General features: G+C 56.2%; 12 protein-coding genes. All 12 read left to right on the forward strand.

The annotated features are described in order from the left end of the window. Positions 1-483, forward strand: a 483-nt coding sequence (gene nusG, locus K5905_RS09565) for a transcription termination/antitermination protein NusG (RefSeq protein ID WP_297582935.1), incomplete at its 5' end; no start/stop codon positions are given. Between the two features lie 174 nt (positions 484-657). After that, positions 658-1086 carry a 50S ribosomal protein L11 gene (rplK, locus tag K5905_RS09570; protein WP_297582938.1) on the forward strand — a complete coding sequence of 143 codons (429 nt, stop codon included), beginning with the start codon at positions 658-660 and terminating at the stop codon, positions 1084-1086. 4 nt (positions 1087-1090) lie between these two features. Further along, on the forward strand, positions 1091-1789 hold the full coding sequence (gene rplA / locus K5905_RS09575; protein WP_297582940.1) for a 50S ribosomal protein L1: 699 nt from the start codon (positions 1091-1093) through the stop codon (positions 1787-1789). 322 nt (positions 1790-2111) lie between these two features. Continuing rightward, positions 2112-2630, forward strand: a complete 519-nt coding sequence (rplJ, locus tag K5905_RS09580; protein WP_297582943.1) for a 50S ribosomal protein L10 — start codon at positions 2112-2114, stop codon at positions 2628-2630. Positions 2631-2689: 59 nt separating this feature from the next. Continuing rightward, positions 2690-3067, forward strand: a complete 378-nt coding sequence (gene rplL / locus K5905_RS09585; protein ID WP_297582945.1) for a 50S ribosomal protein L7/L12 — start codon at positions 2690-2692, stop codon at positions 3065-3067. A gap of 184 nt (positions 3068-3251) precedes the next feature. Next, positions 3252-7391: a DNA-directed RNA polymerase subunit beta gene (gene rpoB, locus K5905_RS09590; protein WP_297582947.1), complete on the forward strand. Its 4140-nt coding sequence runs from the start codon at positions 3252-3254 to the stop codon at positions 7389-7391. Between the two features lie 91 nt (positions 7392-7482). Next, on the forward strand, positions 7483-11682 hold the full coding sequence (gene rpoC / locus K5905_RS09595; RefSeq protein WP_297582949.1) for a DNA-directed RNA polymerase subunit beta': 4200 nt from the start codon (positions 7483-7485) through the stop codon (positions 11680-11682). 103 nt (positions 11683-11785) lie between these two features. After that, complete coding sequence (locus tag K5905_RS09600) at positions 11786-12079, forward strand: regulator (protein ID WP_297582951.1); 294 nt, start codon at positions 11786-11788, stop codon at positions 12077-12079. Between the two features lie 922 nt (positions 12080-13001). After that, positions 13002-13373 carry a 30S ribosomal protein S12 gene (gene rpsL, locus K5905_RS09605; protein WP_006936459.1) on the forward strand — a complete coding sequence of 124 codons (372 nt, stop codon included), beginning with the start codon at positions 13002-13004 and terminating at the stop codon, positions 13371-13373. A 12-nt stretch (positions 13374-13385) separates the two neighbouring features. Next, entirely contained in the window at positions 13386-13856 is a 471-nt protein-coding gene (gene rpsG / locus K5905_RS09610; RefSeq protein ID WP_297582953.1) for a 30S ribosomal protein S7, read from the forward strand. Positions 13857-13880: 24 nt separating this feature from the next. Further along, entirely contained in the window at positions 13881-15956 is a 2076-nt protein-coding gene (gene fusA / locus K5905_RS09615; RefSeq protein WP_297582955.1) for an elongation factor G, read from the forward strand. Positions 15957-16002: 46 nt separating this feature from the next. Beyond that, the coding region (locus K5905_RS09620; protein ID WP_235987997.1) for a GTP-binding protein at positions 16003-16126 on the forward strand (124 nt) is incomplete at its 3' end.

The following is a 16126-nucleotide window of genomic DNA, read 5'->3' on the forward strand; positions in this document are numbered from 1 at the left end:
AAGGTCGCCGATTCCATTCGCGAGAAGGCTGAACAGAAAGGTCTGTCCGATCTGTTTGAGGAAATTCTCGTTCCGATGGAAAAGGTTGTTGAAGTGCGACGTTGCCGCAAGGTGGACGCCGAGCGCAAATTTTTCCCGGGCTATGTCCTGGTGAAGATGGATATGACCAACGAGGCGTTTCACCTGATCAAAGACACGCCGAAGGTGACCGGTTTCCTGGGCGCGGATCAAAAGCCGATGCCGATTCCGGAAAAAGAAGCCCTTCGAATCATCAATCAGGTGCAGGAAGGTGTGGACCGGCCGAAGCCGACCGTCAGCTTCGAAGTTGGGGAGCAGGTGCGCGTGTCCGACGGGCCGTTTGCGTCGTTCTCCGGTCTCGTCGAAGAAGTTGACGACGAGCGTGCCCGTCTCAAGGTGGCCGTGTCCATCTTCGGTCGTGCGACGCCGGTTGAATTGGAATTCGGTCAGGTTGACAAGCTCTGACTGTTTGCCGTCCTGAGGGGCGGTTCGAGTGCCTGGTTTTTACACGTCAGTGGATAAGGCCGGGATGAAGTAGGTGGAAGGTTCTGATGTTCTTCGCCGGACATCGAAAAGAGCCAGACCACCAGCTCCCAGGCAACCGGATTGCCGTTCGGTTGCGATTGATTGGAGAGAGAGATGGCGAAAAAGATTGAAGGTTTCCTGAAACTTCAGGTGCCGGCAGGTTCCGCTACTCCGTCGCCGCCCATTGGTCCGGCGCTCGGTCAGCGTGGTCTGAACATCATGGAATTCTGCAAGGCGTTCAACGCGCAGACCCAGGATGTTGAAAAGGGCGCTCCGTGCCCGACCGTGATTACCTACTACTCCGACAAGTCTTTCACTTTTGAAGTGAAGACGGCTCCGGTCAGCTTCTTCCTGAAGAAAGCTGCCAAGCTGCAGAAGGGTGCTCAGACACCGGGTCGCGGCACTGTCGGTTCCGTTACCAAAGATCAGGTGAAGGAAATCGCAGAAGCCAAGATGAAGGACCTGAACGCCAACGACATCGACGCAGCAATGCTGATGGTTGAAGGCTCCGCCCGCTCCATGGGCCTTGAGGTTAAGGGGTAAGATCATGGCGAAGGTTGGAAAGCGTATCAAAGCAGCGCGTGAAGGTCTTGACCGCAACAAGCTGTACTCTCTGGACGAAGCTGTAAGCCTCGTAAAGGAGCGTTCCAAGACGAAGTTTGACGAAACCGTTGAGGTTGCGATCAATCTTGGTGTTGACCCGCGTCACGCAGACCAGATGGTCCGCGGCGTTTGCGTCCTGCCTAACGGCACTGGCAAGAACGTCAAGGTTGCCGTCTTTGCTCGCGGCGACAAGGCTGAGGAAGCAAAGGCAGCTGGCGCCGACATCGTTGGTGCAGAAGAGCTGGTTCAGGAAGTCCAGGGCGGCAAGATCGATTTCGATCGCTGCATTGCGACACCGGACATGATGCCGCTGGTCGGCCGTCTCGGTAAGGTTCTCGGCCCACGCGGTCTGATGCCGAACCCGAAAGTCGGTACCGTGACTCCGGACGTCAAGGCTGCTGTCAACGACGCCAAGGGCGGCGCTGTTCAGTTCCGCGTTGAAAAGGCCGGAATCGTGCATGCAGGTGTCGGCAAAGTGTCTTTCACCGAAGAGGCAATCTCTCAGAATGTGAAAGCTCTGATTGACGCCGTTCAGAAAGCCAAGCCGACTGGCGCAAAGGGCTCCTATCTGAAGCGCATCGCCGTTTCTTCCACGATGGGCCCGGGTTTGAAAGTCGATCTGTCCAGCGTTGCTGGCGAATAATCCGGAATTCCGGATTGAAACGAGATTTCAGCCGAAAGGCTGATTAGATCCGGCGGCTCGCCGCCGGATTGCCCTGTCCGAGACTGCAGGTGCCGGGTAACCGGCTTAAGCAAGAAAGCCTGCATAGATGGGTGAGAACCGAATTCTCCGCTGAACCAGCGGAAAGCCAGGTTCGAACCAGACCTTGCCGCGCGTTGCAAAGCGTGAAGGTGAGGGGACAGGACCCTGAGCGTCGCCTGATGAGGCGGTTCCGGGTTCGGGACCATCTGCCAGGCGGCAAAGGTAAACCGGTGGCGGCAACGCCACCAAATGGAGAAGGCAAGTGGAAAGAGCGGAAAAGCACGAGTTCGTGACATCTCTCAACGCCGAGCTGGCTGACACCGGCGTCGTTGTTGTCGCGCACTATGCAGGCCTCTCGGTTTCTCAGATGACTGCGCTGCGGGCATCTGTGCGTGAAGCCGGTGGTTCTGTAAAAGTCGCAAAAAACCGCCTTGTGAAGCTCGCCCTTAAAGGCACTGACCTTGAGCATATCTCCGACCTGTTTCAGGGCCCTACCGTTCTCGTCTACTCAGACGATCCGGTAGCCGCACCGAAAGCAGCTGTCGATTTCGCCAAGTCCAACGAAAATTTGGAAATACTTGGCGGTGCTCTTGGCACGACTAACCTGAATCCGGAAGGCGTCAAGTCTCTGGCAACCATGCCGTCGCTCGATGAGCTGCGTGCGAAACTGGTTGGCATGATCCAGACCCCTGCATCCCGGATTGCACAGGTTGTCAACGCACCGGCCGGGCAGCTCGCCCGCGTCTTTGGCGCGTATGCCGACAAGGACGAAGCCGCATAAGGCGTCCAAACACACTGTCTGAAGAAACCAAATTTGGTTCGAACTTAAGGTACTAAAAAATGGCTGATCTTGAAAAGCTCGTAGAAGAACTGTCCTCGTTGACTGTCATGGAAGCTGCTGAACTGAGCAAGCTTCTGGAAGAAAAGTGGGGCGTTTCTGCTGCTGCTCCGGTTGCAGTTGCTGCTGTTGCCGGCGCTGGCGGCGATGCTGCTGCTGCTGAAGAGAAAACCGAATTTGACGTTGTTCTGGCCTCTGCCGGCGACAAGAAAATCAACGTCATCAAGGAAGTCCGTGCAATCACCGGTCTTGGCCTGAAGGAAGCTAAGGAACTCGTAGAGTCCGCTCCGAAAGCCGTCAAAGAAGCTGTAAGCAAGGACGAAGCTGAAGAGCTGAAGAAGAAGCTTGAAGAAGCTGGTGCTTCTGTAGAGCTGAAGTAATAAAGGCCTAGGCCTTTCGAACGGTCCCGGACTGCCGGGACCGTTTCTTGCCCCGGCGGGTCTGACCCGGTTCCGGGGCGTACGTCCCACTAGGGGGACGGTTTTCCGAAGCGCCCGGGCAGGTGGCCCGATTGGACAAGGGGCGTTTCGGGAAGCCGTTACCCGGCCGATACTAGGAGCGACAATGACCCAAACGTTCAACGGTCGCAAAAAGGTCCGTAAATACTTCGGATCGATCCGCGATGTCGCGGCTATGCCCAATCTCATCGAGGTTCAAAAAGCATCATACGACCAATTCCTGCAGGTCGATGAGATGCCGGGCGGCGGCCGCAAAAGTGAAGGCCTTGAAGCGGTCTTCCAGTCCGTATTTCCAATTTCCGATTTTGCGGGCACTTCCCTTCTGGAATTTGTTTCCTACGAATTTGAAGCTCCCAAATACGACGTCGACGAGTGCCGCCAGCGCGACATGACCTTCGCAGCGCCGCTGAAGGTTACCCTGCGTCTCATCGTATTCGACGTTGATGAAGACACCGGTGCCAAATCCGTTAAAGACATCAAGGAACAAGATGTCTACATGGGCGACATGCCGTTCATGACCGATAACGGCACGTTCATCGTCAACGGCACCGAGCGCGTGATCGTTTCCCAGATGCACCGCTCTCCGGGCGTGTTCTTCGATCACGACAAAGGCAAGACCCATTCTTCCGGCAAACTTCTGTTCGCTGCCCGTGTGATCCCTTACCGCGGTTCCTGGCTCGATATCGAATTCGATGCCAAGGATATCGTGCACGCACGCATCGACCGTCGTCGCAAGATCCCGGTCACGTCATTGCTGATGGCACTCGGCCTGGACGGCGAAGAGATCCTCAACACGTTCTACAAGCGGATCGACTACACCCGCCAGAAAGACGGTTCGTGGCGCATGCCGTTTGACGGTGCCCGTCTGAAAGGTTCGAAAGCCTCTTACGACCTGATCGACGCAGACAGCGGCGAAGTGGTTGTCGAGGGTGGCCGCAAGATCACCGCACGCACCATCAAGCAGCTCAGCGAAAAGGGCGTCACCGCGCTGAAGGTCACCGACGAAGACCTGCATGGTCAGTATCTTGCCGAAGATATTGTCGATATGCAGACCGGTGAAATCTACGTGGAAGCAGGCGGTGAAATTACCGGCAAGCTTCTGGAAGAGCTGGTTGAGCGTGGTTATCACGACCTGCCGATTCTCGACATTGATCATGTCAATACCGGTCCCTACATCCGCAACACGTTGGCAGTGGACAAGAACGAGTCTCGCGAGGATGCTCTGTTCGACATCTACCGCGTGATGCGTCCGGGCGAGCCGCCCACCATTGACACAGCAGAAGCCATGTTCCAGTCGCTGTTCTTCGATGAAGAGCGCTACGATCTTTCCGCGGTTGGCCGCGTGAAAATGAACATGCGTCTTGATCTGGAGTGCGAAGACACCGTTCGTACCCTGCGCAAGGAAGACATCCTGGAAGTCATCCGCGTTCTTCTGGAGCTTCGTGACGGCAAGGGAGAAATCGATGACATCGATAACCTTGGCAACCGCCGCGTCCGTTCCGTTGGCGAACTGATGGAAAACCAGTACCGCGTCGGCCTCTTGCGCATGGAACGCGCGATCAAGGAGCGCATGAGCTCTGTTGAGATCGATACGGTCATGCCGCAGGATCTGATCAACGCGAAACCGGCGGCTGCTGCTGTTCGTGAATTCTTCGGCTCTTCACAGCTGTCGCAGTTCATGGATCAGACCAACCCGCTGTCCGAAGTCACGCACAAACGTCGCCTGTCGGCGCTTGGCCCGGGTGGTTTGACCCGTGAACGTGCCGGCTTCGAAGTCCGCGACGTTCACCCGACCCACTACGGCCGTATCTGTCCGATTGAGACACCGGAAGGTCCGAACATCGGACTGATCAACTCGCTGGCAACCTTTGCCCGCGTGAACAAGTACGGCTTTATCGAAAGCCCGTATCGGAAGGTCAAGGACGGTGCCGTTACCAACGACGTCGTTTATCTGTCCGCCATGGAAGAAGCCAAGCACTATGTGGCTCAGTCCAACGCGGAATATGATGCCGATGGCCGTTTCACCACTGAGCTGATCACCTGTCGACATGCCGGTGAAAACATGATGGTTCCGTCCGACAAGGTCGACCTCATGGACGTTTCGCCGAAGCAGCTTGTGTCCGTGGCTGCCGCGCTCATTCCGTTCCTTGAGAACGATGACGCCAACCGCGCGCTCATGGGCTCGAACATGCAGCGTCAGGCCGTGCCGCTCGTGCGCGCCGAAGCTCCGTTTGTCGGAACCGGTATGGAGCCGATCGTGGCTCGCGACTCCGGTGCTGCCATTGGTGCCCGTCGTGCCGGGGTCGTTGACCAGGTGGATGCGACCCGTATCGTTATCCGTGCAACGGAAGATCTCGACCCGGGCAAGTCCGGCGTTGACATCTATCGTCTGCAGAAGTTCCAGCGTTCCAACCAGAATACCTGCATCAACCAGCGTCCGCTGGTTCGCGTAGGTGACCGGATTCACAAGGGCGATATCATCGCAGATGGTCCGTCCACGGATCTCGGCGATCTGGCTCTCGGCCGGAACGTGCTCGTCGCGTTCATGCCGTGGAACGGCTATAACTTCGAGGATTCCATCCTGCTTTCCGAGCGCATCGTTTCCGACGATGTCTTCACCTCCATTCATCTCGAGGAATTCGAAGTGATGGCGCGTGATACCAAGCTTGGGCCGGAAGAAATCACGCGCGATATTCCGAACGTTTCCGAAGAAGCGCTGAAGAATCTCGATGAGGCCGGTATCGTCTACATCGGTGCTGAACTCAATCCGGGTGACATCCTCGTCGGCAAGATCACACCGAAGGGCGAAAGCCCGATGACGCCGGAAGAAAAACTCCTGCGCGCCATCTTCGGTGAAAAGGCATCCGACGTCCGCGATACTTCTCTTCGTCTGCCACCGGGTGTGTCCGGTACTGTTGTCGAAGTTCGTGTATTCAACCGCCACGGCGTTGAAAAAGACGAGCGTGCGATGGCAATCGAGCGCGAGGAAATCGAACGCCTCGCGAAAGACCGTGACGACGAACAGGCTATTCTTGACCGCAACGTCTATGGCCGCCTGGCCGAGATGCTGATGGACAAGGTTGCCGTTGCCGGTCCGAAGGGTTTCAGGAAGGACGCACAACTGACCGGGGATGTCCTCAATGACTTCCCGCGCTCTCAGTGGTGGCAGTTTGCTACCGATGACGAGAAGTTCATGTCCGAGATCGAAGCTCTGCGCGGTCAATATGACGACAGCCGCAAGCGTCTCGAGCAGCGTTTCATCGACAAGGTCGAGAAACTGCAGCGCGGTGATGAACTGCCACCGGGCGTCATGAAGATGGTCAAGGTGTTCGTTGCCGTGAAGCGCAAGCTGCAACCGGGCGACAAGATGGCCGGCCGTCACGGGAACAAGGGTGTGGTTTCCAAGATCAACCCTTGCGAAGACATGCCGTTCCTGGAAGACGGAACCCATGTCGATATCGTGCTGAACCCGCTCGGTGTGCCGTCGCGTATGAACGTCGGTCAGATCCTTGAAACCCACCTGGGTTGGGCCTGTCGCGGTATGGGGCATCGGATCGGTGAAATGTACGAAGAGTACAAGAAATCCGGTCAGATCGATGAGCTGCGTGGCAAGATCGTCGAGATCTACGGCGACAACAAGAAGGGCGACAGCGTCAAGGACTACGATGACGATGGCATCGTGCGCCTGGCGGATCAGCTGAAGAAGGGCGTTTCGATTGCAACGCCGGTCTTCGATGGTGCCCGTGAACCGGATGTCGTCGATGCTCTCAACATCGCTGGCTATGACCCGAGCGGTCAGTCGGTACTCTTCGACGGCCGTACCGGTGAAGAGTTCGATCGCAAGGTTACCGTTGGCTATATCTACATGTTGAAGCTGCACCACCTTGTCGACGACAAGATCCATGCCCGTTCGATCGGCCCATACTCGCTTGTTACTCAGCAGCCGCTGGGTGGTAAGGCGCAGTTCGGTGGCCAGCGCTTCGGGGAAATGGAGGTCTGGGCGCTTGAAGCTTACGGTGCAGCCTACACGCTGCAGGAAATGCTCACTGTTAAGTCGGACGACGTGGCCGGCCGTACGAAGGTCTATGAGGCCATCGTGCGCGGGGACGACACGTTCGAGGCGGGCATTCCGGAAAGCTTCAACGTGCTTGTGAAGGAAATGCGGTCCCTGGGTCTCAACGTTGAGCTTCAACGTACCGATACCCCAGCGATTGCCGAGGAAGAAACAGCGGACGCCGCTGAATAACCCCGGCAACGGACCCCAAATGACTTGGCATGCCGGTCTGGGGGAGTGGAGATGACATCCGCCCCCAACCGCGCATCGAAGGAGACGGACCATGAATCATGAGGTCATGAACCTGTTTAACCAGCAGGCTCCCACACAGACCTTCGACAATATCCGGATTTCACTCGCAAGCCCGGAAAAGATCTTGTCTTGGTCTTTCGGCGAAATCAAAAAGCCGGAGACCATCAACTACCGTACGTTCAAACCTGAGCGGGACGGTCTGTTCTGTGCGCGTATCTTCGGACCTATCAAGGACTACGAATGTCTTTGCGGTAAATATAAGCGCATGAAATACAAAGGCGTTATCTGTGAGAAATGCGGTGTTGAAGTCACCCTTTCCCGCGTGCGCCGTGAACGTATGGGCCATATCGAACTGGCAGCGCCGGTTGCGCATATCTGGTTCCTGAAGTCTCTGCCGAGCCGCATCGGTCTGCTGCTCGACATGACCCTGAAGGATCTTGAGCGCGTTCTTTACTTCGAGAACTACGTGGTTCTTGAGCCGGGTCTGACCCCGCTCAAGCAGCATCAGCTTCTGTCCGAAGAAGACTATATCGCTGCCCAGGACGAGTATGGCGAAGACGCCTTCACCGCAATGATCGGTGCCGAGGCGATCCGCGAGATCCTGATGAGCATGGATCTTGAGCGTGAAAGCGAGCGACTGCGCCAGGAAATCGCGGAAGCGACCACTGAGCTGAAGCCGAAGAAGCTGGCCAAGCGGTTGAAGGTCATTGAAGCATTCATGGAATCGGGTAACCGCCCGGAGTGGATGATCATGACCGTTGTTCCGGTTATTCCGCCGGATCTTCGTCCGCTGGTTCCGCTGGATGGCGGCCGCTTCGCGACGTCGGATCTGAACGATCTTTATCGCCGCGTGATCAACCGTAACAACCGTCTGCGTCGTCTGATGGAACTGCGTGCTCCGGACATCATTATCCGGAACGAGAAGCGCATGCTTCAGGAGTCCGTGGATGCGTTGTTCGACAACGGTCGTCGTGGCCGCGTCATCACCGGTGCCAACAAGCGTCCGCTGAAGTCGCTGTCCGATATGCTGAAAGGCAAGCAGGGCCGTTTCCGTCAGAACCTGCTCGGTAAGCGCGTTGATTATTCCGGCCGTTCGGTGATCACCGTTGGACCGGAACTGAAGCTGCACCAGTGCGGTCTGCCGAAGAAAATGGCGCTTGAGCTGTTCAAGCCGTTCATCTATTCGCGCCTTGATGCAAAAGGCTTCTCCTCGACCGTCAAGCAGGCGAAGAAGCTGGTGGAAAAGGAACGTCCGGAAGTCTGGGATATCCTTGACGAGGTGATCCGCGAGCACCCGGTTCTTCTGAACCGTGCGCCGACGCTTCACCGTCTTGGTATCCAGGCGTTCGAACCGACTTTGATCGAAGGCAAGGCAATCCAGCTGCACCCGCTCGTCTGTTCCGCGTTCAACGCCGACTTCGACGGTGACCAGATGGCTGTTCACGTACCGCTTTCGCTGGAAGCCCAGCTTGAAGCCCGTACGCTGATGATGTCCACCAACAACATTCTGCATCCTGCAAACGGTGGCCCGATTATCGTGCCGTCGCAGGATATCGTTCTTGGTCTCTACTACCTGTCCATCATGGCGGAAGGTGAGCCGGGTGAAGGCATGGCTTTCGGCGACATCGGTGAAATCCACCATGCGCTGGCCAACAAGGTCATCACGCTGCACACCAAGATCAAGGGCCGGTTCAAGTCCGTTGATGCGGATGGCAATCCGACGTCCGAAATCATCGAGACCACTCCGGGCCGGATGCTGATTGCGGAACTTCTGCCGAAGAACCATGAAGTGCCGTTCGAGGTCTGCAACAAGTTGATGACCAAGAAGGAAATCTCCAAGATGATCGACACGGTTTACCGTGCCTGCGGTCAGAAGGAGACGGTTATCTTCTGTGACCGGATCATGCAGCTTGGCTTCAAGAACGCCTGTAATGCAGGCATCTCGTTCGGTATGGACGACATGGTTATCCCGGACACCAAGCAGAAGCTTGTGGCCGAAACCGCGTCTCTCGCGACCGAATACGAGCAGCAATACAATGACGGCCTGATCACGCAGGGCGAGAAGTACAACAAGGTTGTCGACGCCTGGGCGAAATGTACCGACAAAATTGCTGACGAGATGATGGCCCGTATTAAGGCCGTTCAGATCGATGAGGAATCCGGTCGTCAGAAGCCGATGAACTCGGTCTACATGATGTCTCACTCCGGTGCCCGTGGTTCACCTCAGCAGATGAAACAGCTTGCCGGTATGCGTGGCCTGATGGCCAAGCCGGATGGCTCCATCATCGAGAACCCGATCATCTCCAACTTCAAGGAAGGCCTGTCGGTTCTGGAGTACTTCAACTCCACCCACGGCGCCCGTAAAGGTCTGGCCGACACCGCCTTGAAGACTGCGAACTCCGGTTACCTGACCCGTCGCCTCGTTGACGTTGCGCAGGATTCCATCATCCTTGAACCGGATTGTGGTTCCGAACGCGGCATCACCGTTGCGCCGATCGTCGATGCCGGTAACGTCATTGCTTCTCTGGGCATGCGTGTCCTGGGTCGTACGACGGCTGAAGACGTCATCAACAACCAGACCGGCGAAGTGCTTGTCCCGAAGGGTCAGCTGATCGACGAGAAGGACGTTGATGCAATCGAGGCGGCCAAGGTTCAGCAGATCAAGATCCGTTCGGTTCTGACCTGTGAAACTGAAACGGGCGTCTGTGCGACCTGTTACGGCCGCGACCTTGCTCGCGGTACGCCGGTGAACATGGGTGAAGCCGTTGGTGTTATCGCGGCTCAGTCCATTGGTGAGCCTGGAACCCAGCTGACCATGCGTACCTTCCACATTGGCGGTACGGCGCAGGTTGTCGACAGCTCGTTCATCGAGTCGAATGTTGACGGTACTATCAAGATCCGGAACCGTTCGGTTCAGCGGGACTCTGATGGCAACCTGATTGCCATGGTTCGCAACATGTCCATCGTTGTCATCGACAGCGACGACAATGAGCGTGCTGTGCACCGGATCGCCTATGGATCCAAGCTGCATGTCGATGATGGTGACAAGGTCAAGCGCGGTCAGCGGATTGCAGAATGGGATCCCTATACGCGTCCGATGCTTGCGGAAGTCGATGGTGTTGTCGACTTCGAAGACCTGGTCGACGGTGCGTCGGTTCAGGAAACTGCCGATGAGGCGACCGGTATCACCAAGCGTATCGTCATCGACTGGCGCTCGTCGCAGCGTGGTGCAGATCTCAAGCCCGCTATCGTCATCAAGGACGACAAGGGTGCGATTTCGAAAAACGCCCGCGGATCCGACGCTCGTCTGATACTCTCCGTGGACGCGGTCCTGTCCGTTCAGCCAGGCTCAACAGTCAAGGCTGGTGACGTTCTGGCACGTATTCCGCTGGAAAGTGCCAAGACCAAGGACATTACCGGTGGTCTTCCGCGTGTTGCGGAACTGTTTGAAGCTCGTCGTCCGAAGGATCACGCGATCATCGCTGAAATCGATGGTACGATCCGGTTCGGCCGCGACTACAAGAACAAGCGTCGCATCATCATCGACCCGGCTGAGGACGGTGCTGAGCCTGTTGAATATCTCATCCCCAAAGGCAAACACTTCCATCTCCAGGAAGGCGATGCCATTGAAAAGGGCGAGTATATTCTCGATGGCAACCCGGCACCCCACGACATTCTGGCGGTTAAAGGCGTCGAGGCACTGGCTGCCTACCTCGTCAACGAAATCCAGGAAGTCTATCGTCTGCAGGGTGTGACGATCAACGATAAGCACATCGAGGTGATTGTTCGCCAGATGCTGCAGAAGGTTGAGATCACGGATCCGGGCGACACCGAGTTCTTCTCAGGTGAACAGATCGACAAGATTGACTTCGAAGAAGCCAATGAAAAAGCGATCGACGCTGCACGCGACCCTGCCAAGGGTGTTCCGGTTCTGCTCGGTATCACCAAAGCATCACTGCAGACACGGTCCTTCTTCTCCGCCGCTTCCTTCCAGGAAACGACCCGCGTTCTTACCGATGCGGCAGTCAACGGCAAGACCGACCCACTGGTTGGCCTGAAGGAAAACGTAATCGTGGGCCGCTTGATTCCGGCGGGTACCGGTGGCGTGATGAAACGCATTCGCAAGATTGCGACGCATCGCGACGACCTGATCCAGGAAGCGCAACGCCAACAGTCTTCGGACAGCGCGGCAGAAGGCCTTCTGGAGGACATGACAGGAGCAGCCGAATAAACGGCTCAAAGAGAACCAGTCGAAAGGCCGCCCTCGGGCGGCCTTTCTTGTATCGAGACAGTGGAATGTCGAACCACCACAATCGCAACAGGTGAGTTGAACGATGAACGACAATGATATGGAAATGGAGCCGGTGGTCTATATCGTGATCGGCCGGGTCTGGGAAAACGAACAGGCGTCCCCGGATGATGCAATTACCATTCATGCCTTGCTGAAGGCGCCGGACGAAGATGATGCGGTCCGCAAGACACTTGAAGCCTTATCGGCTCAAGGGTTTGCAGAAGCGGAACTTGACCAGATCGGTGTTATGGACGGTGAGCCCGATGACCCGCTTTATGAAGGAGCTTACCAGGACGCTCTTGCGGGAAACGTCGCAATAGTGACGTTTAATCAATAAAGGTGAGACACAGATTCCTGAGACTTCGGGACTCTCCCGAACTGTGAAGCAGGCGTGCGATCTCGCGAGTGGCAATATCAATTCTTCGCACACGGGCCGGCATTGCCTGCCTGCAAGATGGGTCGGCCGGAATTCTTGAATTTCGCGTTTTCAAGGTTCACGGTCTAGTGGTCTGCTCGGCAATAACGAGATAGCTTTTCTGGAAGTTGCGGACGAAATGCCTGTCCGAACACCTGAAGCCAGCCGGATGGCCGCTGAAGCCAAGGTCCATAAGTTGTCTGAACGCAATTGTCCCGACCGGGTAGGGGGTGGATGCACGATGGCAATAAAGTCGCAGATCCGCGTCGAAGAGAATCATCGGCCGTTGCGATGAAGCAAAGCGACTCGTTTGCCGTTCAGTTTTGGCAATCAAGGCAAATTCTCACCTGGCAACCGGAGGGAACCGGGTACGGAGACAGTCCCGGATTCGGTTTGCAGATATGCTCTGGCAGCAATGCGCGCAATAAAATTTCAAAAGCAATCGATACGGTTTCCTGATCTGTTTGTATGTCTCTGAAAATAGACAGAAAATTCAGATTGCGGAATGGTAACCCGCATAAACACGCTTTTTTCGACAAAGCACTTGACGCAAAGGGTGCATATGAGTAGTTTCCGCGCATCCCAAGGGCAGGCGGTAAGAGTGAACCCGTCCAGCGCTGTACCAAGGCGCAGGACCCAATCCTCTTAAACGCTGCCGGGTTACATAGGCGAATACGCGTCGATTGCATGACCGCGAGGCAACTCGTGGTCCTCTGGTTTTTCGCAGCGCCTGCCGCTCTTGTAAGAGCGCGCGGGCGCGATTTTGCATGCTTAAGGGCTTGCTTGATCAGCGGGGACTGCAGTTGCATACGAATTTTTGGATGGACAAGGTAAAGGGCAAAAAATGCCGACCATCAACCAGTTGATCCGCAAGCCGCGGAAAGATCCGCCGAAGCGGAACAAGGTGCCGGCCATGGAGGCCTGCCCCCAGAAGCGTGGTGTTTGCACCCGCGTTTACACGACGACGCCGAAGAAGCCGAACTCGGCTCTGCGTAAGGTGGCAAAGATCCGCCTGACCAACGGCTTCGAAGTCATTGGCTACATCCCGGGTGAAGGTCACAACCTTCAGGAGCACTCGGTGGTGATGATCCGCGGCGGCCGCGTCAAGGATTTGCCGGGTGTCCGCTATCACATCATTCGTGGTGTGTTGGATACCCAGGGCGTTAAGGATCGTAAGCAGCGTCGTTCGAAATACGGCGCCAAGCGGCCGAAGTAAGGAGCACATTAGATGTCCCGTCGTCACCGCGCTGAAAAACGCGAAATCAACCCGGATCCAAAGTTCGGGGATATGGTCGTCACCAAATTCATGAATTCCATCATGTATGACGGCAAGAAGTCCACCGCCGAGCGCATCGTTTACGGTGCATTCGACGTTGTTGAAAACAAGACCCGTGAGAACCCGATCGAGGTGTTCCATGCGGCTCTTGAGAACGTTATGCCGCAAGTAGAAGTTCGTTCCCGCCGTGTTGGTGGCGCGACCTACCAGGTCCCGGTTGAAGTTCGCACTGATCGTCGTCAGGCGCTTGCAATTCGCTGGTTGATCTCTGCTGCGCGCAATCGCAACGAAACCACAATGGTTGACCGTCTGTCCGGCGAGCTGCTCGACGCAGCTAACAACCGTGGTACCGCGGTTAAGAAGCGTGAAGATACGCACCGGATGGCAGACGCCAACCGCGCGTTCTCGCACTATCGCTGGTAAAAGTTACTTCGAAGGGCTGACGCTATGTCGCGCACGCATAAAATCGAGGACTACCGTAACTTCGGCATCATGGCTCACATTGATGCCGGCAAGACGACTACGACCGAGCGGATCCTCTATTACACAGGTAAGAGCCACAAGATCGGCGAAGTTCATGATGGCGCAGCCACCATGGACTGGATGGAGCAGGAGCAGGAGCGTGGTATCACGATTACTTCTGCTGCAACCACCGCGTTCTGGAACGACAAGCGCCTGAACATCATCGACACCCCGGGTCACGTTGACTTCACCATTGAAGTTGAGCGCTCCCTGCGTGTACTTGACGGCGCTGTTGCTCTTCTGGACGCCAATGCCGGTGTTGAGCCGCAGACCGAAACTGTCTGGCGTCAGGCCGACAAGTACAACGTTCCGCGGATGATTTTCGTCAACAAGATGGACAAGCTCGGCGCCGATTTTGATCGCTGCGTCACCATGATCAAGGAACGCCTCGGCGCAACTCCGCTGGTCATGCAGCTTAACATCGGGGCAGAGAACGAATTCGCAGGTGTTGTCGATCTTCTGAAGATGAAGGCTTTGATCTGGCAGTCCGAAAATCTCGGCGCTGCGTGGGATGAGCTGGAGATTCCGGCAGAACTTGCTGATCGTGCGCAGGAAATGCGCGACGCTCTGATCGAGACCGCCGTTGAAGTCGACGAAGAAGCCATGGAAGCTTACCTGGAAGGCGAAGAGCCTTCCACGGAGAAGATCAAGGAACTTATTCGCAAGGGCACCATCGCTGGTGACTTCGTTCCGATTTTCTGTGGTTCCGCTTTCAAGAACAAGGGCGTGCAGCCGCTTCTTGATGCCGTCGTGGACTTCCTGCCGAGCCCGGTTGAGGTTCCTGCCATTAAGGGCATCGATCCGAAAACCGAAGCTGAAGCAGAGCGCAAGTCTTCCGATGAGGAACCGCTCGGTCTGCTGGCATTCAAGATTGCAAACGATCCGTTCGTTGGCTCTCTGACGTTCTGCCGCATCTACTCCGGTGTTCTGAACAAGGGCGTTTCCCTTCTCAACACCGTCAAAGACAAGCGTGAGCGTGTCGGCCGTATGATGCAGATGCACTCCAACTCCCGTGAAGATATCGACGTCGCATACGCTGGTGACATCGTTGCTATCGCGGGTCTGAAGGACACCACTACAGGCGACACTTTGTGTGATCCGCTGAAGCCGGTGATTCTGGAGCGTATGGAATTCCCTGAGCCGGTTATCGAGATCGCTGTTGAGCCGAAGACCAAAGGCGACCAGGAAAAGATGGGCCTTGCCCTGAACCGCCTGGCTGCTGAAGATCCGTCCTTCCGCGTCAAGACTGACGAAGAATCCGGTCAGACAATCATCGCCGGCATGGGCGAGCTGCACCTGGACATCATCGTCGACCGCATGAAGCGCGAATTCAAGGTTGAGGCGAATATCGGTGCTCCGCAGGTTGCTTACCGTGAAACCATCACCAAGGTTGCCGATGTGGACTACACCCACAAGAAGCAGTCCGGTGGTTCCGGTCAGTTTGCTCGCATCAAGCTCACCATTGAACCGGCAGAAGCTAACGAAGGCTTTGTCTTCGAGAGCAAGATCGTTGGCGGTAACGTTCCGAAGGAATACATCCCGGGTGTTTCCAAAGGTATCGAAAGCGTCATGTCTTCCGGTCCGCTGGCAGGTTTCCCGATGCTCGACATCAAGGCAACCCTGACCGATGGTGCATACCACGACGTTGACTCTTCTGTTCTGGCCTTCGAAATCGCCGGTCGTGCCGGTTTCCGCGAAGCGATCCAGAAAGCTGGCCCGAAACTGCTCGAGCCGGTCATGAAGGTCGAAGTTGTCACCCCGGAAGACTACATGGGTGACGTGATTGGTGACCTCAACTCCCGCCGCGGCCAGATCGCGGGTACGGAGAACCGGGGCGTCGTTACCGTCATCACCGCAATGGTACCGCTGGCCAACATGTTTGGTTACGTGAACAACCTGCGTTCCATGTCTCAAGGCCGCGCCCAGTACTCGATGGTGTTCGATCACTACGAGCAGGTGCCGCAGGCTGTCGCCGAAGAGGTTCAGGCGAAATACGCCTGATCCCACCTCTTAACGTCAAAAAGAACTAGAGAAACGGAGTAATCCGATGGCGAAGGAAAAGTTTGAGCGCAATAAGCCGCACGTTAACATTGGCACGATTGGCCATGTTGACCACGGCAAGACGACGCTGACCGCTGCAATCACCATGACGCTGGCAGAAGCTGGCGGTG

The organism is Roseibium sp. (genome assembly GCF_025698965.1).
Lineage (GTDB): Bacteria > Pseudomonadota > Alphaproteobacteria > Rhizobiales > Stappiaceae > Roseibium.